This is a genomic window from Jannaschia maritima (assembly GCF_030973515.1).
GTDB lineage: Bacteria > Pseudomonadota > Alphaproteobacteria > Rhodobacterales > Rhodobacteraceae > Jannaschia > Jannaschia maritima.
Genome location: NZ_JARGZA010000014.1, coordinates 67,756 through 85,024, shown reverse-complemented (window position 1 = coordinate 85,024; position 17,269 = coordinate 67,756). Strand labels below are relative to the sequence as shown.

Here is a 17,269-nt window from a genome sequence, read left to right as displayed (position 1 = left end):
CCGGGGGACCGTCCCGAGGTCCGCAGCGCGGGCCGCACCGGCGGCCCGCCGGACCACCCCCCGCACGGAACGCCGCCGGGACGCAACCCCGACGCAACGCGCGGTGCGTGTCGGCCAATTCGTATGTACGGGGGGTGCACGGGGGGTGTACGGGGGGTGCACGCCCTTTCGGACAAGAATTTTTGTATCAGCCGCCCCAGCCGTCGGACTGCATCTCGACCAGTCGGGACGCCGTTCGGTCGAACTCGAACCGCCCCTCGCCGGACGGGTACAGCCCTTCCGGCGGGGCCTCCGCGCTGACGATCAGGCGCGTCCTCGCCTCGTAGAGCGCGTCGATCAACGTCACGAAGCGCCGCGCCTCGTTGTGATGCCTGCCTTCCAGGACGGGGACATGCGTCAGGATCAGCACCCGCACCGCCTGCGCCAGCGCCAGGTAGTCGCCCGCCCCCAGGGGCCGCCCGCACAAGGTCGCGAACGACGCCCGCGCGACCCCCGCGGCATAGTCGTCCAGCACCAGGTCGCGCCCCTTCACCCGCAGCGTCAGCCCCTCCGACCGCCCGCCCGACAGGTCCGCCCAGACCCCGTCCAGCGCGGTGTCGTCCGTGTCGCCGGGGGTGAAGTATGTCCTTGATCCCGCGAGCCTTTCCCGCCTGTAGTCGCGCCCCGCATCCAGGTGATGCACGACCATCCGGTTCTTCAGCATGTCGATGAACGGCAGGAACAGCTGCCGGTTCAGCCCGTCCTTGTACAGGTCGTCGGGGACCCGGTTCGACGTGGTCACGACATGGACGCCGCCCGCGAACAGCTTCTCGAACAGGCGGCCCACGACCATCGCGTCGGTGATGTCGGTGATCTGCATCTCGTCGAAGCACAGCACCCGCGCCTCGCGCGTGACGCGGGCGGCGAAGGGGGCGATGGCGTCCGCCGTGCCCGTGGTCCGCGCTTCGTGCATCGCGTCGTGGGCGGCCTGCATGAAGGCGTGGAAGTGGACGCGCCGCGACGGCACCGGCGCGGCCTCGTGGAACAGGTCCATCAGCATCGACTTGCCCGTCCCCACGCCCCCCCACAGGTAAACGCCCATCGGCCCTTCCGGCGCCTTCGGTCGGCCGAAGAACCCTTTGCGCGCAGGGGGTTCCGCCAGCTTGGCGCGGATCCGCTCCAACGGCTCCAACGCCGCCTCCTGGGCGGGGTCGCGGGTCAGCGCGCCATCGGCCACCCGCGCGGCATAGAGGTCGTGCAGCGTCCGCGTCATCGCCGCGCATGTTGTCCAAGTGCGGCCGCGTGTCCAGCGGCGGCGGCCCTCAGTGGCGGGCTTCGATGCGGGCGTGCAGGCGGCGCACGATCCGGCTGGCCGTCGTTTCGAACAGGGGCGGGATCGCGGCGTGGACTAGTGCTGCCCCCGCGGCCAGGGCCAGCTGCCCCGCGAAGCCCAGGGCGAAGCGCGCGTGCTGCCCATAGCTTTCGCCGACGCTGGCGGGGTGGTCGCGGAACCCCCGCAGGAAAGCCGTCGGGCGGGCGGGGGCGTGGGGGTCGGTCGTGTCGCTGGGCATCGGGTCCTCCGGGCTGGGGCAGGGTCCATCCTCGCCGCTTGACGGGGCGACATGGTCCCAATTATTACTTCCTCGACCCGAATGTTGGGATGGCATCCCACGGATGGCGGATACCTTGGACGAGATCGACCGCCGCATCCTGCGACAGCTACAACGCGACGCCGCGATCGGGACGGACGCCCTCGCCGACGCCGTGGGCCTGTCGCGCAACGCCTGCTGGCGGCGCGTCAAGCTCCTGGAGGGGGCGGGCACCATCGCGCGCCGCGTCGCCATCGTGGACCCGGCCGCCGTGGGGCTGGGCCTGTCGGTCTTCGTGATGGTGCGCACCAACCGCCACGACCGCGACTGGCTGACCCTGTTCGAGCGCACGGTCCGCGACCTGCCCGAGATCGTGGGCGCGCACCGCATGGCCGGCGACCTCGACTACGTCCTGCGGGTGCGCGTGGGGTCGGTCGCGGACTACGACCGGTTCTATCAGCGTCTGATCGCGCGGGTCCCCCTGTCCGACATCTCCGCCAGCTTCGTGATGGACGACATCAAGGACACCACCGCCCTGCCGGTCTGACGATCAAAATCCGCGATACGTCACCCCCAGCACATCTGATTGGACAGGGCCGCCGTCAGGGGCCATCAGACGGATCATGGACCGCGCCCGAGCCGCACCGCTGATCTCGCCCATCCTGATCGGGGGCTGCCTCGTGCTGATGGTGGGCTTCGCCATCCGCGCCAGCTTCGGGGTCTTCCAGATCCCCATCGCCACGGAGTTCGGCTGGCCCCGGGCGGAGTTCAGCCTGGCCATCGCCATACAAAATCTTGCCTGGGGCATCGGCCAGCCGATCTTCGGAGCCATCGCCGAACGCTTCGGCGACCGGAAGGCCATCGTCCTGGGCATCGTGTGCTATGCGGCCGGGCTGGTCCTGTCGTCCTTCGCGGTCACCCCGGGCGCGCACCAGACGTTGGAGATCCTGGTGGGCTTCGGCATCGCGGGCATGGGGTTCGGGGTGATCCTGGCCATCGTGGGGCGCGCCGCGTCGGACGACAACCGGTCCATGGCGTTGGGCATCGCCACCGCCGCCGGATCGGCGGGTCAGGTCTTCGGCGCGCCCCTGGCCGAATGGTTATTGGGCTTCTACACGTGGCAGACCGTGTTCCTGATCTTCGCAGGCATCGTCACCGCCACGATCTTCGCCCTGCCGATGATGCGCAGCCCCGCCCCGTCGGCCACGAAGGCGGAACTGCAGGACAGCATGGGCGCCATCCTCCTCAAGGCGTTCAAGGACCCGTCCTATTCGCTGATCTTCGTGGGCTTCTTCTCGTGCGGGTACCAGTTGGCCTTCGTGACCGCGCACTTCCCCGCCCTCGTGACCGAGATGTGCGGCCCCATCGATCCGAACGGGGTGCTGTGGTCCATGGGCATCACCAGCACGTCCACCCTGGGCGCGGTGGCGATATCGCTGATCGGCTTGGCGAACATCGCGGGCACGCTCTATGCCGGATACCTGGGCAAGCGGTTCCCGAAGAAGTACCTGCTCGCGGGCATCTACGTCGGTCGGACCCTGGCGGCCGCGGCCTTCATCCTGTTCCCGATCACGCCCCTGACCGTCGTGCTGTTCTCGGTCGCGATGGGCGCGCTGTGGCTGGCGACCGTGCCGCTGACGAGCGGGCTGATCGCCCACATCTACGGGCTGCGCTACATGGGCACGCTCTACGGCATCATCTTCTTCAGCCACCAGTTGGGCAGCTTCCTGGGCGTGTGGCTGGGCGGCACCCTCTACGACAGCACGGGGAGCTACGTGGCCGTCTGGTGGGTGGGCGTCGGCGTGGGCGCCCTGTCCGCCATCGTCCACCTGCCCGTGCGGGAGGTGCCCCTGGGCCAGCGGTTGGAGCGTCGGGCGGTAGCTTAGGGCGCGGCCGCGACCGGTGAGGTTGCCTGAGTCACCCCCACGCCTCGGACGCCGAGGGGTTGCCGCAACGCAAATCCATGCCATGCTGAACCTCGATCCATCTGGGGGACCCACCATGCGATACCTTCTCATCGCGGCGCTCGCCGCATCGCCCGCCGTGGCGCAGCAGGCCGCCGACGCCGTCGACCCGGAAGCGGCCACCGGGCTAGTCCAGGACGCCCCCGCCCCCGTCACGTCGCAGGACTGGATGGTCGCCGCGGCCAACCCCCTGGCCTCCGAGGCGGGCGCCCGCGTCCTGCGCGAAGGTGGTAGTGCCGCGGACGCCATGGTCGCCGTGCAGGCCGTGCTGGGCCTTGTGGAGCCGCAATCGTCGGGCTTGGGCGGGGGCGCGTTCCTCGTCTACTACGACGCCGAAACGGGCGAGATGACGACCCTCGACGGGCGCGAGAAGGCACCCCTGGCCGCCACCCCGACCCTGTTCCAGGTGGACGGCGACACGATGGGCTTCTGGGACGCCGTGGTCGGCGGCCTGTCGGTCGGCACCCCGGGCACGCCCATGCTGATGGAGGAAGCGCACAGGCGCTGGGGCACGGCCAATTGGGGCGGCCTGTTCGAAGATGCCATCGCCCACGCGGAGGACGGGTTCGCCGTGTCCCCCCGCCTGGCCATGCTGGTGGCCGACGGCCGCGACCGATTGGAAACGTTCGCCGACACCGCCGCCTACTTCTACCCGGACGGCGAGCCCATCGCCGAAGGCGACACCCTGACCAACCAGGCCTATGCCGACACCCTGCGGGCCATCGCCGCGCATGGAACGGACGCGTTCTATTCGGGTGAGATCGCGGAGGGCATCGTCGCCGCCGTGCGCGCCAACACGGGCGTGACGGGCGTCGAGGGCCTTCTGTCGATGGAGGACATGGCGGCCTACGACGTGGTCGAGCGCCCGGCCGTCTGCGCGCCGTATCGAGGAGCGGAGGTCTGCGGCATGGGGCCACCGTCGTCGGGCGCGCTGACCGTGGGCCAGATCCTGATGATGCTGGAACCCCACGACCTGGCCGCGATGGGCCCCGACGACCCCGACGCCTGGCGCCTGATCGGGGATGCCAGCCGCTTGGCCTTCGCGGATCGCGGCCTCTACATGGCGGACAGCGACTTCGTGCCGATGCCGCGCCTGCTTGATGCGGGCTACATGGCGGGTCGTGCGGCGCTGCTCTTCGGCGACGACGCCCTGCCGGAGGTGTCGGCGGGCAACCCGCCCTGGGACCATGCCGCGCTGGACCTGGCCCCCGGCTGGTCGCCTTCGATGCCGTCGACCTCCCACATCTCGATCGTCGACGCGGACGGCAACGCCCTGTCGATGACCACGACGATCGAGAACGGGTTCGGCAGCCGCGTCATGGCGCCGGGCGGGTTCCTTCTCAACAACGAGCTGACGGACTTCTCCTTCGCCACCCACGACGACGGCCGCCCCGTGGCCAACCGCGTCGAACCCGGCAAGCGGCCCCGGTCGTCCATGTCGCCCACCATCGTGATGCGCAACGGCACGCCCGAACTGGTCGTGGGCAGCCCCGGCGGCAGCCGCATCATCGGCTACGTCGCCAAGACGATCGTCGCCTACATGGATTGGGGCCTGGATCCGCAGGAGGCCGTGGCCCTGCCGCATCTGGTGAACCGCTTCGGCACCTACGACCTGGAGGAGGGTACGACCGCCGAGGATCTGGCCGGTCCCCTGGGCGAGATGGGGTTCGAGACCAACGTCCGCGACCTGACCAGCGGCCTGCACGTCGTCGCCGTCACCGATCAGGGGCTTGTCGGCGGTGCGGATCCGCGGCGGGAAGGGGTCGCCATCGGGGAGTGACGCAGGAGGACGGCGGCGTCCCCGGGTCGAGCCCGGGGACGACCCTCGTCGAAACGACACACGTCACAACAGGTCCGCCGCCTCCATGATCGGGAAGAACGCCCCGTTCGACGCGATGCCGAACAGGCCGTCGCGCTCCTCCCCCAGATCGACCAAGCGATAGAAGCTCTTGCGGTCGATCAGCGCCTCCAGCCCCGCGCGGACCTCCACGTAGGGGGACGGTTCGCCGTCCGGGGCGAGGGGGAAGCGCATCGGGTGGTCCGGTCCGGCGGCCACGGTGTCGCCCACGTTCGTGGTAAAGGTGATCGTCCCGTCCCGCTCCGTGAAGTCCACCGCCACGAAGGGCGCGTCCTCCACCCGGATGCCGACCTTCTCGACCGGGGTGACCAGGAAGTGCCTGTCCCCTTCGCGCTTGAGGATGGAGGCGAATAGACGCACCAGGCCCTGCCGTCCGATGGGCGTGCCTTCGTGGAACCACGTCCCGTCACGGCGGATGACGATGTCGATCTCGCCGCAATAGGGGGGATCCCACAGATGCACCGGGGGCTTGCCGCCCCTGCCAGCCCGCTTCGCCGCGGCGATCAGGTCGCCCGCCTCCGCGTTCACGCCGCCGTGTTCCGCCATTGCCCTTTGCTCCCACATGCGCGCACCTTACGTAGTCCTGACGACCACAGCCGACGAGGGGAAGGCATGGCCGACGCGCTTCTGGAACGGATCGACGCCCTGGGACCACGCCTGGCCCTGGCCCGGGAGGCCGTGGCCACCCGCATCATCGGGCAGGAGCGTGTGGTCGACCTGACCCTGGCCGCCATGCTGTCGGGCGGGCACGCCCTGCTGATGGGCCTGCCGGGCCTGGGAAAGACCCGGCTGGTCGAGACCCTGGCCACGGTGATGGGGCTGTCGGGCAACCGCATCCAGTTCACGCCCGACCTGATGCCCGCCGACATCCTGGGCTCCGAGGTGCTGGAAACGGCGCAGGACGGCAGCCGCGCGTTCCGCTACGTCGAGGGACCGATCTTCGCGCAGCTGCTGATGGCCGACGAGATCAACCGCGCCTCGCCCCGCACGCAATCCGCGCTGTTGCAGGCCATGCAGGAGCGGGAGGTGACGATCAGCGGCCAGACGCGCAGCCTGCCGCTGCCCTTCCATGTGCTCGCGACCCAGAACCCGCTGGAGCAGGAAGGCACCTATCCGCTGCCCGAAGCGCAGTTGGACCGGTTCCTCGTGCGCATCGACGTCGAATACCCGGACCGCGCGACCGAGCGGGCCATCGTGCTGGCGACCACCGGCGCGGCGGAGGCACCCGCGGCCCAGGTCTTCGATCCAGGCATGCTGGTGGATGCGCAGGACGTCGTGCGCCGCATGCCCGTGGGCGACGGCGTGGTGGACCTGATCCTCGATCTGGTGCGCGGCTGCCGGCCGGACGAGCCCGCGGCGAGCGAGGCGGTGCGCCGCCACGTCGCCTGGGGGCCCGGGCCCCGCGCGGCGCAGGCGCTGATGCTGACCGTGCGCGCGCAGGCCCTGCTGGACGGCCGCCTGGCCCCGGGGCCCGAGGACGTGGCCCGCCTGGCGCGGCCCGTCCTGATGCACCGCATGGCCCTGTCCTTCGCGGCCCGCGCGGAAGGCGTCCGCTTGGAGGATCTGATCGACGAGACCGCGTCCCGCGTCGTCACGCCCGCGCGGGCCGCGTGAACGAGGCGCTGCATACGCCCGCGAGCCTCCGGGCGCGGGCCGAGGGCGCGGCGGCCAGCCTGCCGCCCCTGCTGCTGCAGGCCGAACGGCTGGCGGCGACCGTCCTGATGGGCGAGCACGGGCGCAAGCGCGCCGGCCCGGGCGATGCGTTCTGGCAGTACCGCGCGGCCCTGCCGGGCGATGCGCGCCGGTCCATCGACTGGCGGCAATCGGCCCGGTCCGATGGGCAGTTCGTGCGGGAAACCGAATGGCAGGCCGCGCAGACCCTGATGCTGTGGGTGGACGACGCGGCCTCCATGCGCTTCGCTGCCGCGGACCGCCCGTCCAAGCTGCGCCGCGCGCAGACGCTGGCCCTGGCCCTGGCCGTGCTGGCCGTGCGCGCGGGCGAGCGCACCGCGCTGGCCAACCTGGCCGAACCCCCACGGTCGGGGCGGGCACAGCTGATCCGCATGGCGGACGCGCTGATGGACGGGGGCGATGCGCCCGATTACGGCGCCCCCCGCCCCCGGGTCATGCCGATGGGCGCGCGGGCGGTGTTCCTGTCGGACTTCCTGGGCGACCCCGCGCCCCTGACGGATGCCATGGGCGCCGCCGCCGACCGCGGCGTGGGCGGCGTGCTGGTCCAGATCCTCGACCCCGAGGAGGAGGCGTTCCCCTATGACGGACGCACGATCTTCGAGTCCATGTCCGGCGCCATCCGGTTCGAAACCCTGAAGGCCGCGACCTTGCGCAACGACTATCTTACACGCCTGCGCGACCGCCGCGCGCTGTTGCGCGACCTGTGCGCGCGCACGGGCTGGCGGTTCGTGGCCCACCACACCGACGCGTCGGCGGCGTCCGCGCTTCTGACGCTGCACGCCGCGCTGGGACCGGTGCGTTGAGCGGTCTGGCCTTCACCACGCCCCTGCTGCTGCTGGGCCTGATCCTCCTGCCGATCCTGTGGTGGCTGCTGCGTGCCGTGCCGCCCGCGCCCATCCGGCGCCGGTTCCCCGGCATCGTGCTGCTTCTGGGATTGCGAGACGACGAGTCCCAGACCGCGACGACGCCTTGGTGGCTGCTGGCCCTGCGGATGCTGGCCGTCGCCGCGGCGATCGTGGGCTTCGCGGGACCGATCCTGAACCCCCGCCAGGCGGGCGAGGGGCAGGGCCCGCTCCTGGTCGTGATGGACGCGTCCTGGGCCTCGGCGCGCGATTGGCCGCAGCGGATCGAGCGGGTGGAGGGGCTGCTGCGCGACGCCGCCCGGGCGGGCCGGACCGCCGCCGTGCTGCCCCTGACCGACCCGCTGCCGGACGCGATCGAATGGCAGGGCGCGGAGGCCTGGGTCGAACGCCTGCCGTCGATCCGCCCCCGCCCGTGGGCGCCCGACTACGCCGGGCTGGCGGATCTGGACGTCGGGGGGGCCACGATCGTGTGGCTGTCCGATGGGTTGGACCGTCCGGGCCGCGACGCGCTGGATGCCACCGTGATCGAAGGGCTGCGCCCCGTGCTGGGCCTGACGCCCGCCACCTACGAGGACGGGATCGTTTCGCTGCCGGCCCTGCGCAGCCCCGCCGCCGGGCCCGTCGCGGTTCCCGTCCGCGCGCTGGGCCCCGGCCCCAACGGCGGCATCGTGGAGCTGGCCCGCGCGGAGGCGGCCTTTCCGGACGGCGCGGGGGAGGCGACGGTCGAGTTCGACCTGCCGTCCGAGCTGCGCAACCGCATCGCCCGGTTCGAGGTGGACGGCACCCGGTCCGCGGGCGCGGTGGCCCTGGCCGACGACAGCCTCGCCCGGCGGGAGGTCGCGCTCCTGACCGTGGCCCGGGGCGAGGGCGAGGATCTGCTCGACCCGCTGTTCTATCTCCGCCGCGCCTTGGCCCCGTCCGCGGACGTGATCGAAGGGGACCTGGACACCATCCTGCCGGCCAATCCCGACGTGCTGGTCCTGGCCGACGTCGCCCGCCTGTCCCCGGCGGAGGCCGACCGGGTGGAGGACTGGGTGGCCGAGGGCGGCCTGCTGCTGCGCTTTGCGGGACCCCGCCTGGCCGGGTCCGATGCGGGCCGCGCGGCGGAGGATCCGCTCCTGCCCGTGCGCCTGCGCGATGGCGGGCGCAGCGTCGGCGGTGCCCTGTCGTGGGGCGAGCCCAAGACCCTGCGGCCCTTCGACGAGGACAGCCCCTTCGCCGGCCTGCCCGTGCCGGAGGACGTCACCGTGACCTCACACGTGGTCGCGCAGCCCGACCCGACCCTGGCGACCCGCGCCATCGCCGCCCTGGCGGACGGAACGCCGCTGGTCACGCGCAAGGCGCTGGGGCAGGGGCAGGTCGTCCTGTTCCACGTCACCGCCAACGCCGAATGGTCCAACCTGCCCCTGTCCGGCCTGTTCGTGCGGATGCTGGAACGCCTGGCGATCGCCACCCGCCCCGCGCGGCCCGATGCCGACGCGCTGGACGGAACGGTGTGGACGCCCCGCGTCGTGCTGGACGGCTTCGGGGTCGAACGCGATGCGGGCGACCGCGCCGGCGTCGCGGGCGAGGTGCTGGCCGATGCCACCCCCGGTCCCGACCTGCCGCCGGGCCTGTACGACGGACCGGCACAGTCGCTGGCGGTCAACGTGCTGGCCGCGGACGATGCGCTGGCCCCCGCCGCCTATCCCCCGGGGACGGACGTGCAGCCCATGGCTCTGCAGGAGGAAACGGACCTGACCCCCTATCTGCTGACCCTGGCGCTCCTACTCGTCTCCGCCGACGTGCTGGCGACCCTTTGGTTGGGTGGCCGTTTGCGCGGCGGTGCGGTGGCCGTCCTGGCGCTGGCGCTGAGCGTGGCGCAGCCGCCCGCCGCCCATGCTCAGGAGGAACCCCCCGCCATCCCGTCCGAGGTGGCGCTCGCCTATGTCGTCACGGGCGACGCCCGCACCGACGAGGTGTCGCTGGCGGGCCTGCGCGGCCTGTCGGAGATCCTGACCGCCCGCACGTCGGTGGAGCCCGACCCCCCCCGCGGCGTGGACCTGGAGGCCGACGAGCTGGCCTTCTTCCCCATGCTCTACTGGCCCGTGGTCGAAGACCAGCCGCTGCCGTCGGCGGACGCCTATGCCAAGCTGAACGCCTATCTGCGGGGCGGCGGCATGATCGTCTTCGACACGCGCGACGCGGATATCGGGGGCTTCGGGTCGTCCTCGCCCGCGTCGCGCCGCCTCCGCGACATCGCGGCCCCCCTGGACATCCCGCCCCTGGAACCCCTGCCCGCCGACCACGTGCTGACGCGCAGCTTCTATCTTCTGCAGGACTTCCCCGGCCGCTACGCTAGCCGCGACCTTTGGGTGGAGGCCAGCCCGGACGTGGACGTCGTGGAGGGGATGCCGTTCCGCAACCTCAATGACGGCGTCACCCCCGTCCTGATCGGCGCGAACGACTGGGCCGCGGCCTGGGCGCTGGACGAGGGCGGCCAGCCCCTGCTGCCCCTGGGCGGCGGCTTCGCGGGCGAGCGCCAACGCGAGATCGCGTTCCGCTTCGGGGTGAACCTGGTGATGCACGTCCTGTCGGGGAACTACAAATCCGATCAGGTCCACGTGCCCGCCCTGCTGGACCGGCTGGGGAACTGAGCCCATGACCCGCGAGATCGTCTTCGACCCGTCCCTGCCGCTCTGGCTGATAGCGGGGGTCGCCGCCGTGGCATTGGCAGGGGTCGCGCTCGCCGCCGCGCGCGGCCTGCCCGGCTGGTGGCTGCGCCTGCTGGCGACCGCGGCGCTGGTCGCCGCCCTGCTCGACCCGTCCCTGCAATCGGAGGATCGGGAGCGGCTGTCCGACATCCTGCTGATCGGCGTGGACGGCAGCGCGTCCCAGACCCTGTCCGACCGGGCCGCCCAGACCGAGGCCGTCCTGGCCGACCTGCTGCGCGAGGCGGAGGCGGAGGGGCTCGACACCCGCGTCGTGCGCATCCCCGACGGGGACGGCGATTCCGGCACGCAGGCCATGACGGCGCTGTCACAGGCGCTGGCCGAAGTGCCGCGCAGCCGCGTGGCCGGCGCGGTGCTGATATCGGACGGCCGCATCCACGATGCCGACCTCGCCCCCGACCTGCCCGCCCCCCTCCACCTGCTGCGCACCGGGCGGCCCGACGATTGGGACCGCCGCCTGGTCGTGTCGAACGCCCCCGCCTTCGCCATCCTGGACGAGGAGTTCACGATCACCCTTCGCGTGGACGACCAGGGCGCGGTGCCCGACGGCATCGGCGACACGGCGGACATCACCCTGTCCATCGACGGCGGGCCGGCGCGTCCCTATCGCATCCCCGTGGGCGTCGATCTGGAGCTGCCCGTCATCCTGCCCCATGGCGGTCTGAACGTCATGGAATTCCGCCTGGCCGATGCGCCGGACGAGCTGACCGACCGCAATAACGCCGCCATCGTCCAGATCAACGGCGTGCGCGACCGCCTGCGGGTGCTGCTGGTGTCGGGCGAGCCGCATCCGGGCCAGCGGACGTGGCGCAACCTGCTGAAGGCGGACGCTGCGGTGGACTTGGTCCATTTCACGATCCTGCGTCCGCCTGGAAAGCAGGACGGCGTGCCCGTCACCGAGCTGTCCCTGATCGCGTTCCCGACGCGCGAACTGTTCTTCGACAAGATCGACGAGTTCGACCTGATCGTGTTCGACCGGTACCAGCGGCGGGGCATCCTGCCGTCCATCTACCTCGACAACGTCCGCCAATACGTCGAGGACGGAGGCGCGCTGCTGATCGCGGCGGGCCCGGACTACGCCACCGCGGATTCGATCTATCGCTCCCCCCTCGCATCGCTCCTGCCGGCCGAACCCACGGCACGGGTGCTGGACGGGGGGTACACCCCCACCGTGTCCGAGTTGGGCGAACGCCATCCCGTGACCACGGATCTGCCCGCCGGATACGGCACGGACGAGGCGCCATGGGGCAGGTGGTTCCGCCAGGTGCAGGTGGACGTGCGCGGCGACGCGCAGGTCGCCATGACGGGGACCGACGACGAACCGCTCCTGGTCCTGGACCGGGCCGGCGAAGGACGGGTGGCGTTCCTGGGCTCCGACCAGGCCTGGCTGTGGGACCGCGGCTACGAGGGCGGGGGGCCGCAGGCCGAGCTTCTGCGGCGCCTGGCCCATTGGCTGATGCAGGAGCCGGAATTGGAGGAGGAGGCGCTGACCGCCGCCGCCCTGGGGTCCGAGATCACGATCACCCGCCGCACCCTGGGCGAGGGCGCCGCCACCACCACCGTCACCGCCCCGGACGGCACCGAACGCATCGTGGCGCTGGAGGAGGAGGCCCCGGGCCGCTTCGTGGGGCGCATGGCGGGCGAGCAGCAGGGCCTCTATCGCATCGCGGAAGGCGACCGGACCGCGGTGATCGGGCTGGGGCCCGCCGCCCCGCGGGAGTTCGTGCAGACCATCGCCACCGACGACGTGCTCCAACCTGTCATGGACGCCACGAACGGGGGCAGCGTTGCCGCGGTGGACGGGACGCCGGACCTGCGCGCCGTGCGGGAGGGGCGGTCCGCCGTGGGTCGCGGTTGGCTGGGCTACACGCCGCGCGACGCGTACCTGACCGCCGACATCAGGTTGTTGTCGCTGGTCCCGCCCTGGCTGTTCCTGCTGCTGGCCGCCGGCTTGATGACGGGCGCTTGGCTGCGCGAAGGCCGGGCCTGACCCGGCGGGGTGACTCAGGGGGAGGTGGGGGAACGATCGCTTCGGTGAAAGGTTAACGCCCGGCACAACGCGAGTGGAGTTTCATCACATGGCCGATTTTTCCTTGACCGACGGCGCCGATCGTTTGCGCGGTACCGGATCCGACGACACGTTCAGCGGCGGCACGCTGTCGCGCGAAGACCGCATTTCCGGCGGTGGCGGGTTCGACACCCTGATCGCCGACCTGGCCGCCGACCTGTCCGGACCCGAGACGCCCCGCATCTCCTTCGTCGAGCGTCTGCTCATCAACGGCCAGGGGGGCGAGCTGTCCCTGCGCGGCGTGCGCGGCGTGGAGGAAGTGATTGCGAACGGGAGCGATCTGTTCCTGCGGGACGCGGGCCTCGGCGTCACCTATGGCGCGCGTGACGTCGCATCGGGGACGGTCACGATCGACTTCCGGTCGGACCTGTCGGGCGGCGGCGACACCCTCAGCCTGCTGTCCGACGACGCGAACCTGGCGTTCAAGGCGGGCAGCGACCAGCAGAACAGCGGCATCGAGCGGATCGAGCTGGCCGCCATCGGCACGGAGGACGCGGCCGAGGACGTCGACATCTCCGCGTTCACCAGCCTGCAGGAACTGACCGTCACAGGCGAGAACGGCGTCCTCCTCGACGTCGTCTCGGACGTCTTCTCGCGTCTCGACGCGTCGGAGAACACGGGCGGCGTCGAGTTGACCAGCTTCAACTCGGCCAGCCAGGACCTCGAGTTCATCGGCAGCCAGGGCGACGACGTGCTGCGGACGGGCACCGGCAACGACACGATCACCGGCAACGACGGCGACGATGAGATCGATGGCGAGGCCGGCGACGACGTGATCGATGGCGGCGTGGGCGACGACGTGCTGAACGGCAACGCGGGCGACGACGAGGTCAGCGGCGGCGACGGTAACGACGAAATCGACGGCGGCGGCGGCGTCGACATCCTGACCGGCGGCGCGGGTGACGACATCATCGACGGCGGCAACGGCGATGACGAGATCGAGGGCGGCGACGGGAACGACGAGCTGACCGGCGGCGACGGCGACGACCTGATCGTCGCGGGCGCCGGTGACGATCTGCTGACGGGCGGCGGCGGTGCGGACACGTTCGTCTTCTCCGGCGGTGACGACGAGGTCACCGACTTCGTGGTCGGAACCGACATCCTGCGCTTCGGTGGGACCGACATCTCCACCCAGCAGGACATCCTGGACAACCGCGGTTCGATCACGTCGATGGACTCGGAAGGCCTGACGTTGGAGTTGAATGGCGCGTCCGTCACGATCAGCATCGACACCGATTTCCTGATGATGGGCTGAGCGAAACGCAGCGTTCCGAAACGTCAGCGGGGGCGGAGGGGAATCGATCTTCCGCCCCGATCCGGCATGCGTTAACCTTTTCACGCGAAACAGAGGAATTGTTCCCATGAAGATATTCACAGCGACCGCGATTGGCCTCGTCCTCGGTCTGCCCCTGGCGGCCCAGGCCGCGACCGTCGAGATCCGCTCCGCCGTGTCGGCTGTCCAGTTGGGTGATACGTTCGACGTCGAACTGGTCTTCGACCGCGACGCCGGGGACGCGCCGTTGGCGGAATTCGGCATCGATGTCGATTACGACAATTCTCTATTCTCCTTCGTCGGCGGTTCCTTCTCGAACTCCCTTGGGGACATCGCCGGCACGAACGACATCGCCGATCAGACCGGCTTCCTCCAGCTCCTCGTATCGTCCACGACGGACGAATCGACGCTGGACACCCTGCAGCAATCGGCCTTCTCGTTCGCCACGCTGACGTTCAGCGCGGATGCGGTGGGCACCGGGTCGTTCGACCTCGATCAGAGCTTCGCCTTCTTCGCGGACGCCAACTTCGCCGGTATTCCCGTCACCTATGGGCAGACGTCCACCGACGTGACGGTGCTGGCGCCGATCCCGCTGCCCGCCTCCGCGCTGCTGCTGCTGGCCGGCCTGGGCGGCCTGGCCGCGATCCGCCGCCGCGCCTGACCCCCACGGCGCCGAGGCGCGTCGAACGATCGGGCCGGGGCATGTCAGCCCCGGCCCTTTTCACGGGCACCGTACCTCCAGGGTATGGAGGCCGTCGGATCTTACCAGCAGAACCGCCGGGCGGTCCGGCAGGCGTGCCACGACGCGGTGGATTGGCACGGGCTGGGGAACGGACTTCAAAGCGTCCGGCGCGGATCCCGCGAAGACGACGTGGCGCCGGGTGTCCACCAGGACGTGGAGCCCCGCTTACTCCAGGAAGGCGGTGTCCGCCACGAAGCCCCACGGCTCGGCAATCGGGAAGGCGGGGAGCCGTTCCAGCGTCAGGTCGGGTCGGAGGCGGAACGGTCCCGCAGGCGACAGGACGACCGCATGCGGACCCCATCGGCGCAGGGATGCGGATGGCAGGTCCGCCTCCGGAACGACGGGAACCGGATCCAGAACACCGCCGTCATAGGCGAACCACCCCGCCGCACCCTGCAACAGGAGGGCGGACAGGTCGGGGGCGGAGAAGTCGAAGTCCAGGATGAAGGGGTCCATGGGATCGCCCGCCATGTCCGGTTCGATCCCGTCCAACGGCTCCAAAGCCGCCGCCCCCCGCCGGAGGACGTACAGTTCGGGCGGAGGCGGCGGACCTCCCCCGTGGAGACGGGCGAGCAATGCGCCGAGCCAAGACCGCCGCGGGCGTGGCGGCGCGATCCAGGCCAGCCGATCGCCGCTAGCCGCATGGGTCATCCAACGCCCGACCGCGAAGGCGGCGATGGGCACGGCCGCGTTCAACCTCACGTCCAAGACCACGGTCGCTCGATGCCATTCGTTCTCGGCGAAGGCGGTCACCCGGCCAGCGTCCGAGACCGCGACGTCGTCCAGGCCGCGCGGGGGCGACCATCCGTCCGACGCGAGCAGGTCGTGCGTTCTGTCCATGACACGCGCTCAGGCCGTCCCCGGATGGGTCCGGTGCCACAGGATCGTGCCGTTCCCACCGTCGTAAGTGGTCGCCAGCCGACCCAGGCCGGCGGGCAGGGTCCGCAGGTCGGTCACGCGCCCCCGGTCGGACATCGGCGCGAGCGGCGGCGACGGGTCCGCGGGCGTGCGCGACGTCCCGTCCCAGTCCCACACCCGCCCGTCGCGCGTCGCAACCGTGACCACCCCCGTCCCCGCGTCGTGGACAGCCCAGGCGAAGTCCCGCGCCCAGGGCAGCGTCCGCCACCCCGATCCGTCGCCCGGCAGATGCCACAGGATCGGCGGCGTGACCTCGATGAAGCCCGTGCTGCCGTCCCGCAACGGGACCGGATCGACCGCATCGTAATGCGGCGCACCGGGCAGGGCGCGGTCCAGCGGCAGGAACCGGTCCCCCTCGATCCGATAAAGCGTGGGATGCGTGTCGTATCGGTTTCCGGCCTGCACGATCAGGCGATCGTATCCCGGCACGACCACCGGGTTCGTCGCCAGCCTGTAGGGCTGCTCCCGCTCGATGGCATTGACAGGAGCGGACCCCTGCACGGGCCGGATGCAGGCCGCATGGACCGGCATCACGCCCGCCATCATCATCCCGAGGGCGACGGCGCGTCCCATCGTCGACATCCGAACCATGACCCAAGTGGTATCGGCCCGCTCACCACCGCGCTAGACCCGGGCGCATGTTTGCCGAATCCGAACTCCGCGACGCCGCCGCCCTCGTCCAGGGACAGGTCGGCGCCTCCCCCGCGATCCGCTGGCCCCTCCTGTCGCAGGCCGTGGGCGCGGACGTGATCGTCAAGCACGAGAACCATCTTCCGACCGGGGCCTTCAAGGTCCGTGGCGGCGTCACGTTCATGGACTGGCTGGTCCGCGCCCATCCCGACACCCCCGGCATCTGCACCGCGACCCGCGGCAACCACGGACAGTCGCAGACCCGCGCCGCGGTGGCGGCCGGCCTGCGTTCGGTCATCTACGTCCCCCACGGCAACAGCGCGGAGAAGAACGACGCGATGCGCGCCTGGGGGGCCGACCTGCGCGTCCACGGCGACGACTTCGACGAGGCGCGGGGGGAGGCGGAGCGCGCGGCCGCCGCCGAGGGGCTGTTCCTCGTGCCGTCGTTCCACCGCGAGATCGTGCGCGGCGTGGCGACCTATGCCTACGAGTTGCTGTCGGCCCACCCGGAGGTGCAGACGCTGTACGTTCCCATCGGCTGCGGATCGGGCATCTGCGGGTGCATCGCCGCGCGTGACGCCCTGGGCCACGGGGCGGAGATCGTGGGCGTGGTGTCGGAGCATGCCGCCGGCGCGAAGCTGTCGGTCGAGGCGGGCCGTCTGGTCGAGACGAACAGCGCCGCGACCTTCGCCGACGGCATGGCCGTGCGCGTCCCCGTGCAGGCCGCCTTCGATGTCTATGCCACCGGCGCCGCCCGCATCCTGTCCCTGTCGGAGCGGGAGATCGCGGACGCCATCCGCCTCTATTGGCGCGCCACGCACAACGCGGCGGAAGGCGCGGGCGCGGCCCCGCTGGCCGGCCTGATGCGGGAGCGCGACGCCATGCGGGGCCGGACCTGCGCCGTGATCCTGTGCGGCGGCAACGTGGATGCCGACCGCTTCGCGGTCCTGCTGGGCGGCGGGGTGCCCGACCCCTGATCGCC

The 17,269-nt window shown here is 71.3% G+C and carries 15 protein-coding genes; 10 read left to right on the top strand and 5 right to left on the bottom strand.

Annotated features, from left to right (window positions below; translation table 11 throughout):
- Nucleotides 1-187: 187 nt before the first annotated feature.
- Nucleotides 188-1,252, bottom strand: coding sequence for a cell division protein ZapE (gene zapE, locus P0084_RS13905; protein WP_308917469.1), 1,065 nt, complete (start codon nt 1,250-1,252; stop codon nt 188-190).
- A 49-nt stretch (nt 1,253-1,301) separates the two neighbouring features.
- A complete protein-coding gene (locus P0084_RS13900) occupies nt 1,302-1,550 on the bottom strand; it encodes a DUF6356 family protein (RefSeq protein WP_308917468.1) in 249 nt (82 codons plus the stop codon).
- A 103-nt stretch (nt 1,551-1,653) separates the two neighbouring features.
- Here P0084_RS13900 and P0084_RS13895 point away from each other — a divergent pair, with 103 nt between their 5' ends.
- The 3 genes from P0084_RS13895 (at nt 1,654) to ggt (ending at nt 5,312) form a co-directional block, all read left to right on the top strand.
- Nucleotides 1,654-2,115, top strand: coding sequence for an Lrp/AsnC family transcriptional regulator (locus P0084_RS13895; protein WP_308917467.1), 462 nt, complete (start codon nt 1,654-1,656; stop codon nt 2,113-2,115).
- A 76-nt stretch (nt 2,116-2,191) separates the two neighbouring features.
- Complete coding sequence (locus tag P0084_RS13890) at nt 2,192-3,454, top strand: MFS transporter (RefSeq protein ID WP_308917466.1); 1,263 nt, start codon at nt 2,192-2,194, stop codon at nt 3,452-3,454.
- A 115-nt stretch (nt 3,455-3,569) separates the two neighbouring features.
- Nucleotides 3,570-5,312, top strand: a complete 1,743-nt coding sequence (ggt, locus tag P0084_RS13885; protein WP_308917465.1) for a gamma-glutamyltransferase — start codon at nt 3,570-3,572, stop codon at nt 5,310-5,312.
- A 63-nt stretch (nt 5,313-5,375) separates the two neighbouring features.
- Here ggt and P0084_RS13880 read toward each other — a convergent pair whose 3' ends face one another.
- Nucleotides 5,376-5,936, bottom strand: a complete 561-nt coding sequence (locus P0084_RS13880; RefSeq protein WP_308917464.1) for a DUF1285 domain-containing protein — start codon at nt 5,934-5,936, stop codon at nt 5,376-5,378.
- A gap of 66 nt (nt 5,937-6,002) precedes the next feature.
- On the opposite strand from P0084_RS13880, the gene P0084_RS13875 reads away from it, so the two are divergent.
- The 6 genes from P0084_RS13875 (at nt 6,003) to P0084_RS13850 (ending at nt 14,658) form a co-directional block, all read left to right on the top strand.
- Complete coding sequence (locus tag P0084_RS13875) at nt 6,003-7,004, top strand: AAA family ATPase (protein ID WP_308917463.1); 1,002 nt, start codon at nt 6,003-6,005, stop codon at nt 7,002-7,004.
- An 8-nt stretch (nt 7,005-7,012) separates the two neighbouring features.
- Entirely contained in the window at nt 7,013-7,885 is an 873-nt protein-coding gene (locus P0084_RS13870; RefSeq protein WP_374213660.1) for a DUF58 domain-containing protein, read from the top strand.
- Complete coding sequence (locus P0084_RS13865) at nt 7,882-10,581, top strand: DUF4159 domain-containing protein (protein WP_308917461.1); 2,700 nt, start codon at nt 7,882-7,884, stop codon at nt 10,579-10,581. The genes P0084_RS13870 and P0084_RS13865 overlap by 4 nt, the downstream gene beginning before the upstream one ends.
- A gap of 4 nt (nt 10,582-10,585) precedes the next feature.
- A complete protein-coding gene (locus P0084_RS13860; RefSeq protein ID WP_308917460.1) occupies nt 10,586-12,646 on the top strand; it encodes a hypothetical protein in 2,061 nt (686 codons plus the stop codon).
- An 88-nt stretch (nt 12,647-12,734) separates the two neighbouring features.
- A complete protein-coding gene (locus tag P0084_RS13855; protein ID WP_308917459.1) occupies nt 12,735-13,979 on the top strand; it encodes a calcium-binding protein in 1,245 nt (414 codons plus the stop codon).
- Nucleotides 13,980-14,085: 106 nt separating this feature from the next.
- Nucleotides 14,086-14,658 (top strand): VPLPA-CTERM sorting domain-containing protein, encoded by a 573-nt coding sequence (locus P0084_RS13850; RefSeq protein ID WP_308917458.1) that lies wholly within the window; start codon nt 14,086-14,088, stop codon nt 14,656-14,658.
- Nucleotides 14,659-14,904: 246 nt separating this feature from the next.
- On the opposite strand, the gene P0084_RS13845 is transcribed toward P0084_RS13850, so the two are convergent.
- Nucleotides 14,905-15,579, bottom strand: a complete 675-nt coding sequence (locus P0084_RS13845; RefSeq protein WP_308917457.1) for a hypothetical protein — start codon at nt 15,577-15,579, stop codon at nt 14,905-14,907.
- A 9-nt stretch (nt 15,580-15,588) separates the two neighbouring features.
- Nucleotides 15,589-16,230 (bottom strand): hypothetical protein, encoded by a 642-nt coding sequence (locus tag P0084_RS13840; RefSeq protein WP_308917456.1) that lies wholly within the window; start codon nt 16,228-16,230, stop codon nt 15,589-15,591.
- Nucleotides 16,231-16,295: 65 nt separating this feature from the next.
- On the opposite strand from P0084_RS13840, the gene P0084_RS13835 reads away from it, so the two are divergent.
- Complete coding sequence (locus P0084_RS13835) at nt 16,296-17,264, top strand: threonine dehydratase (protein WP_308917455.1); 969 nt, start codon at nt 16,296-16,298, stop codon at nt 17,262-17,264.
- Nucleotides 17,265-17,269: the final 5 nt, after the last annotated feature.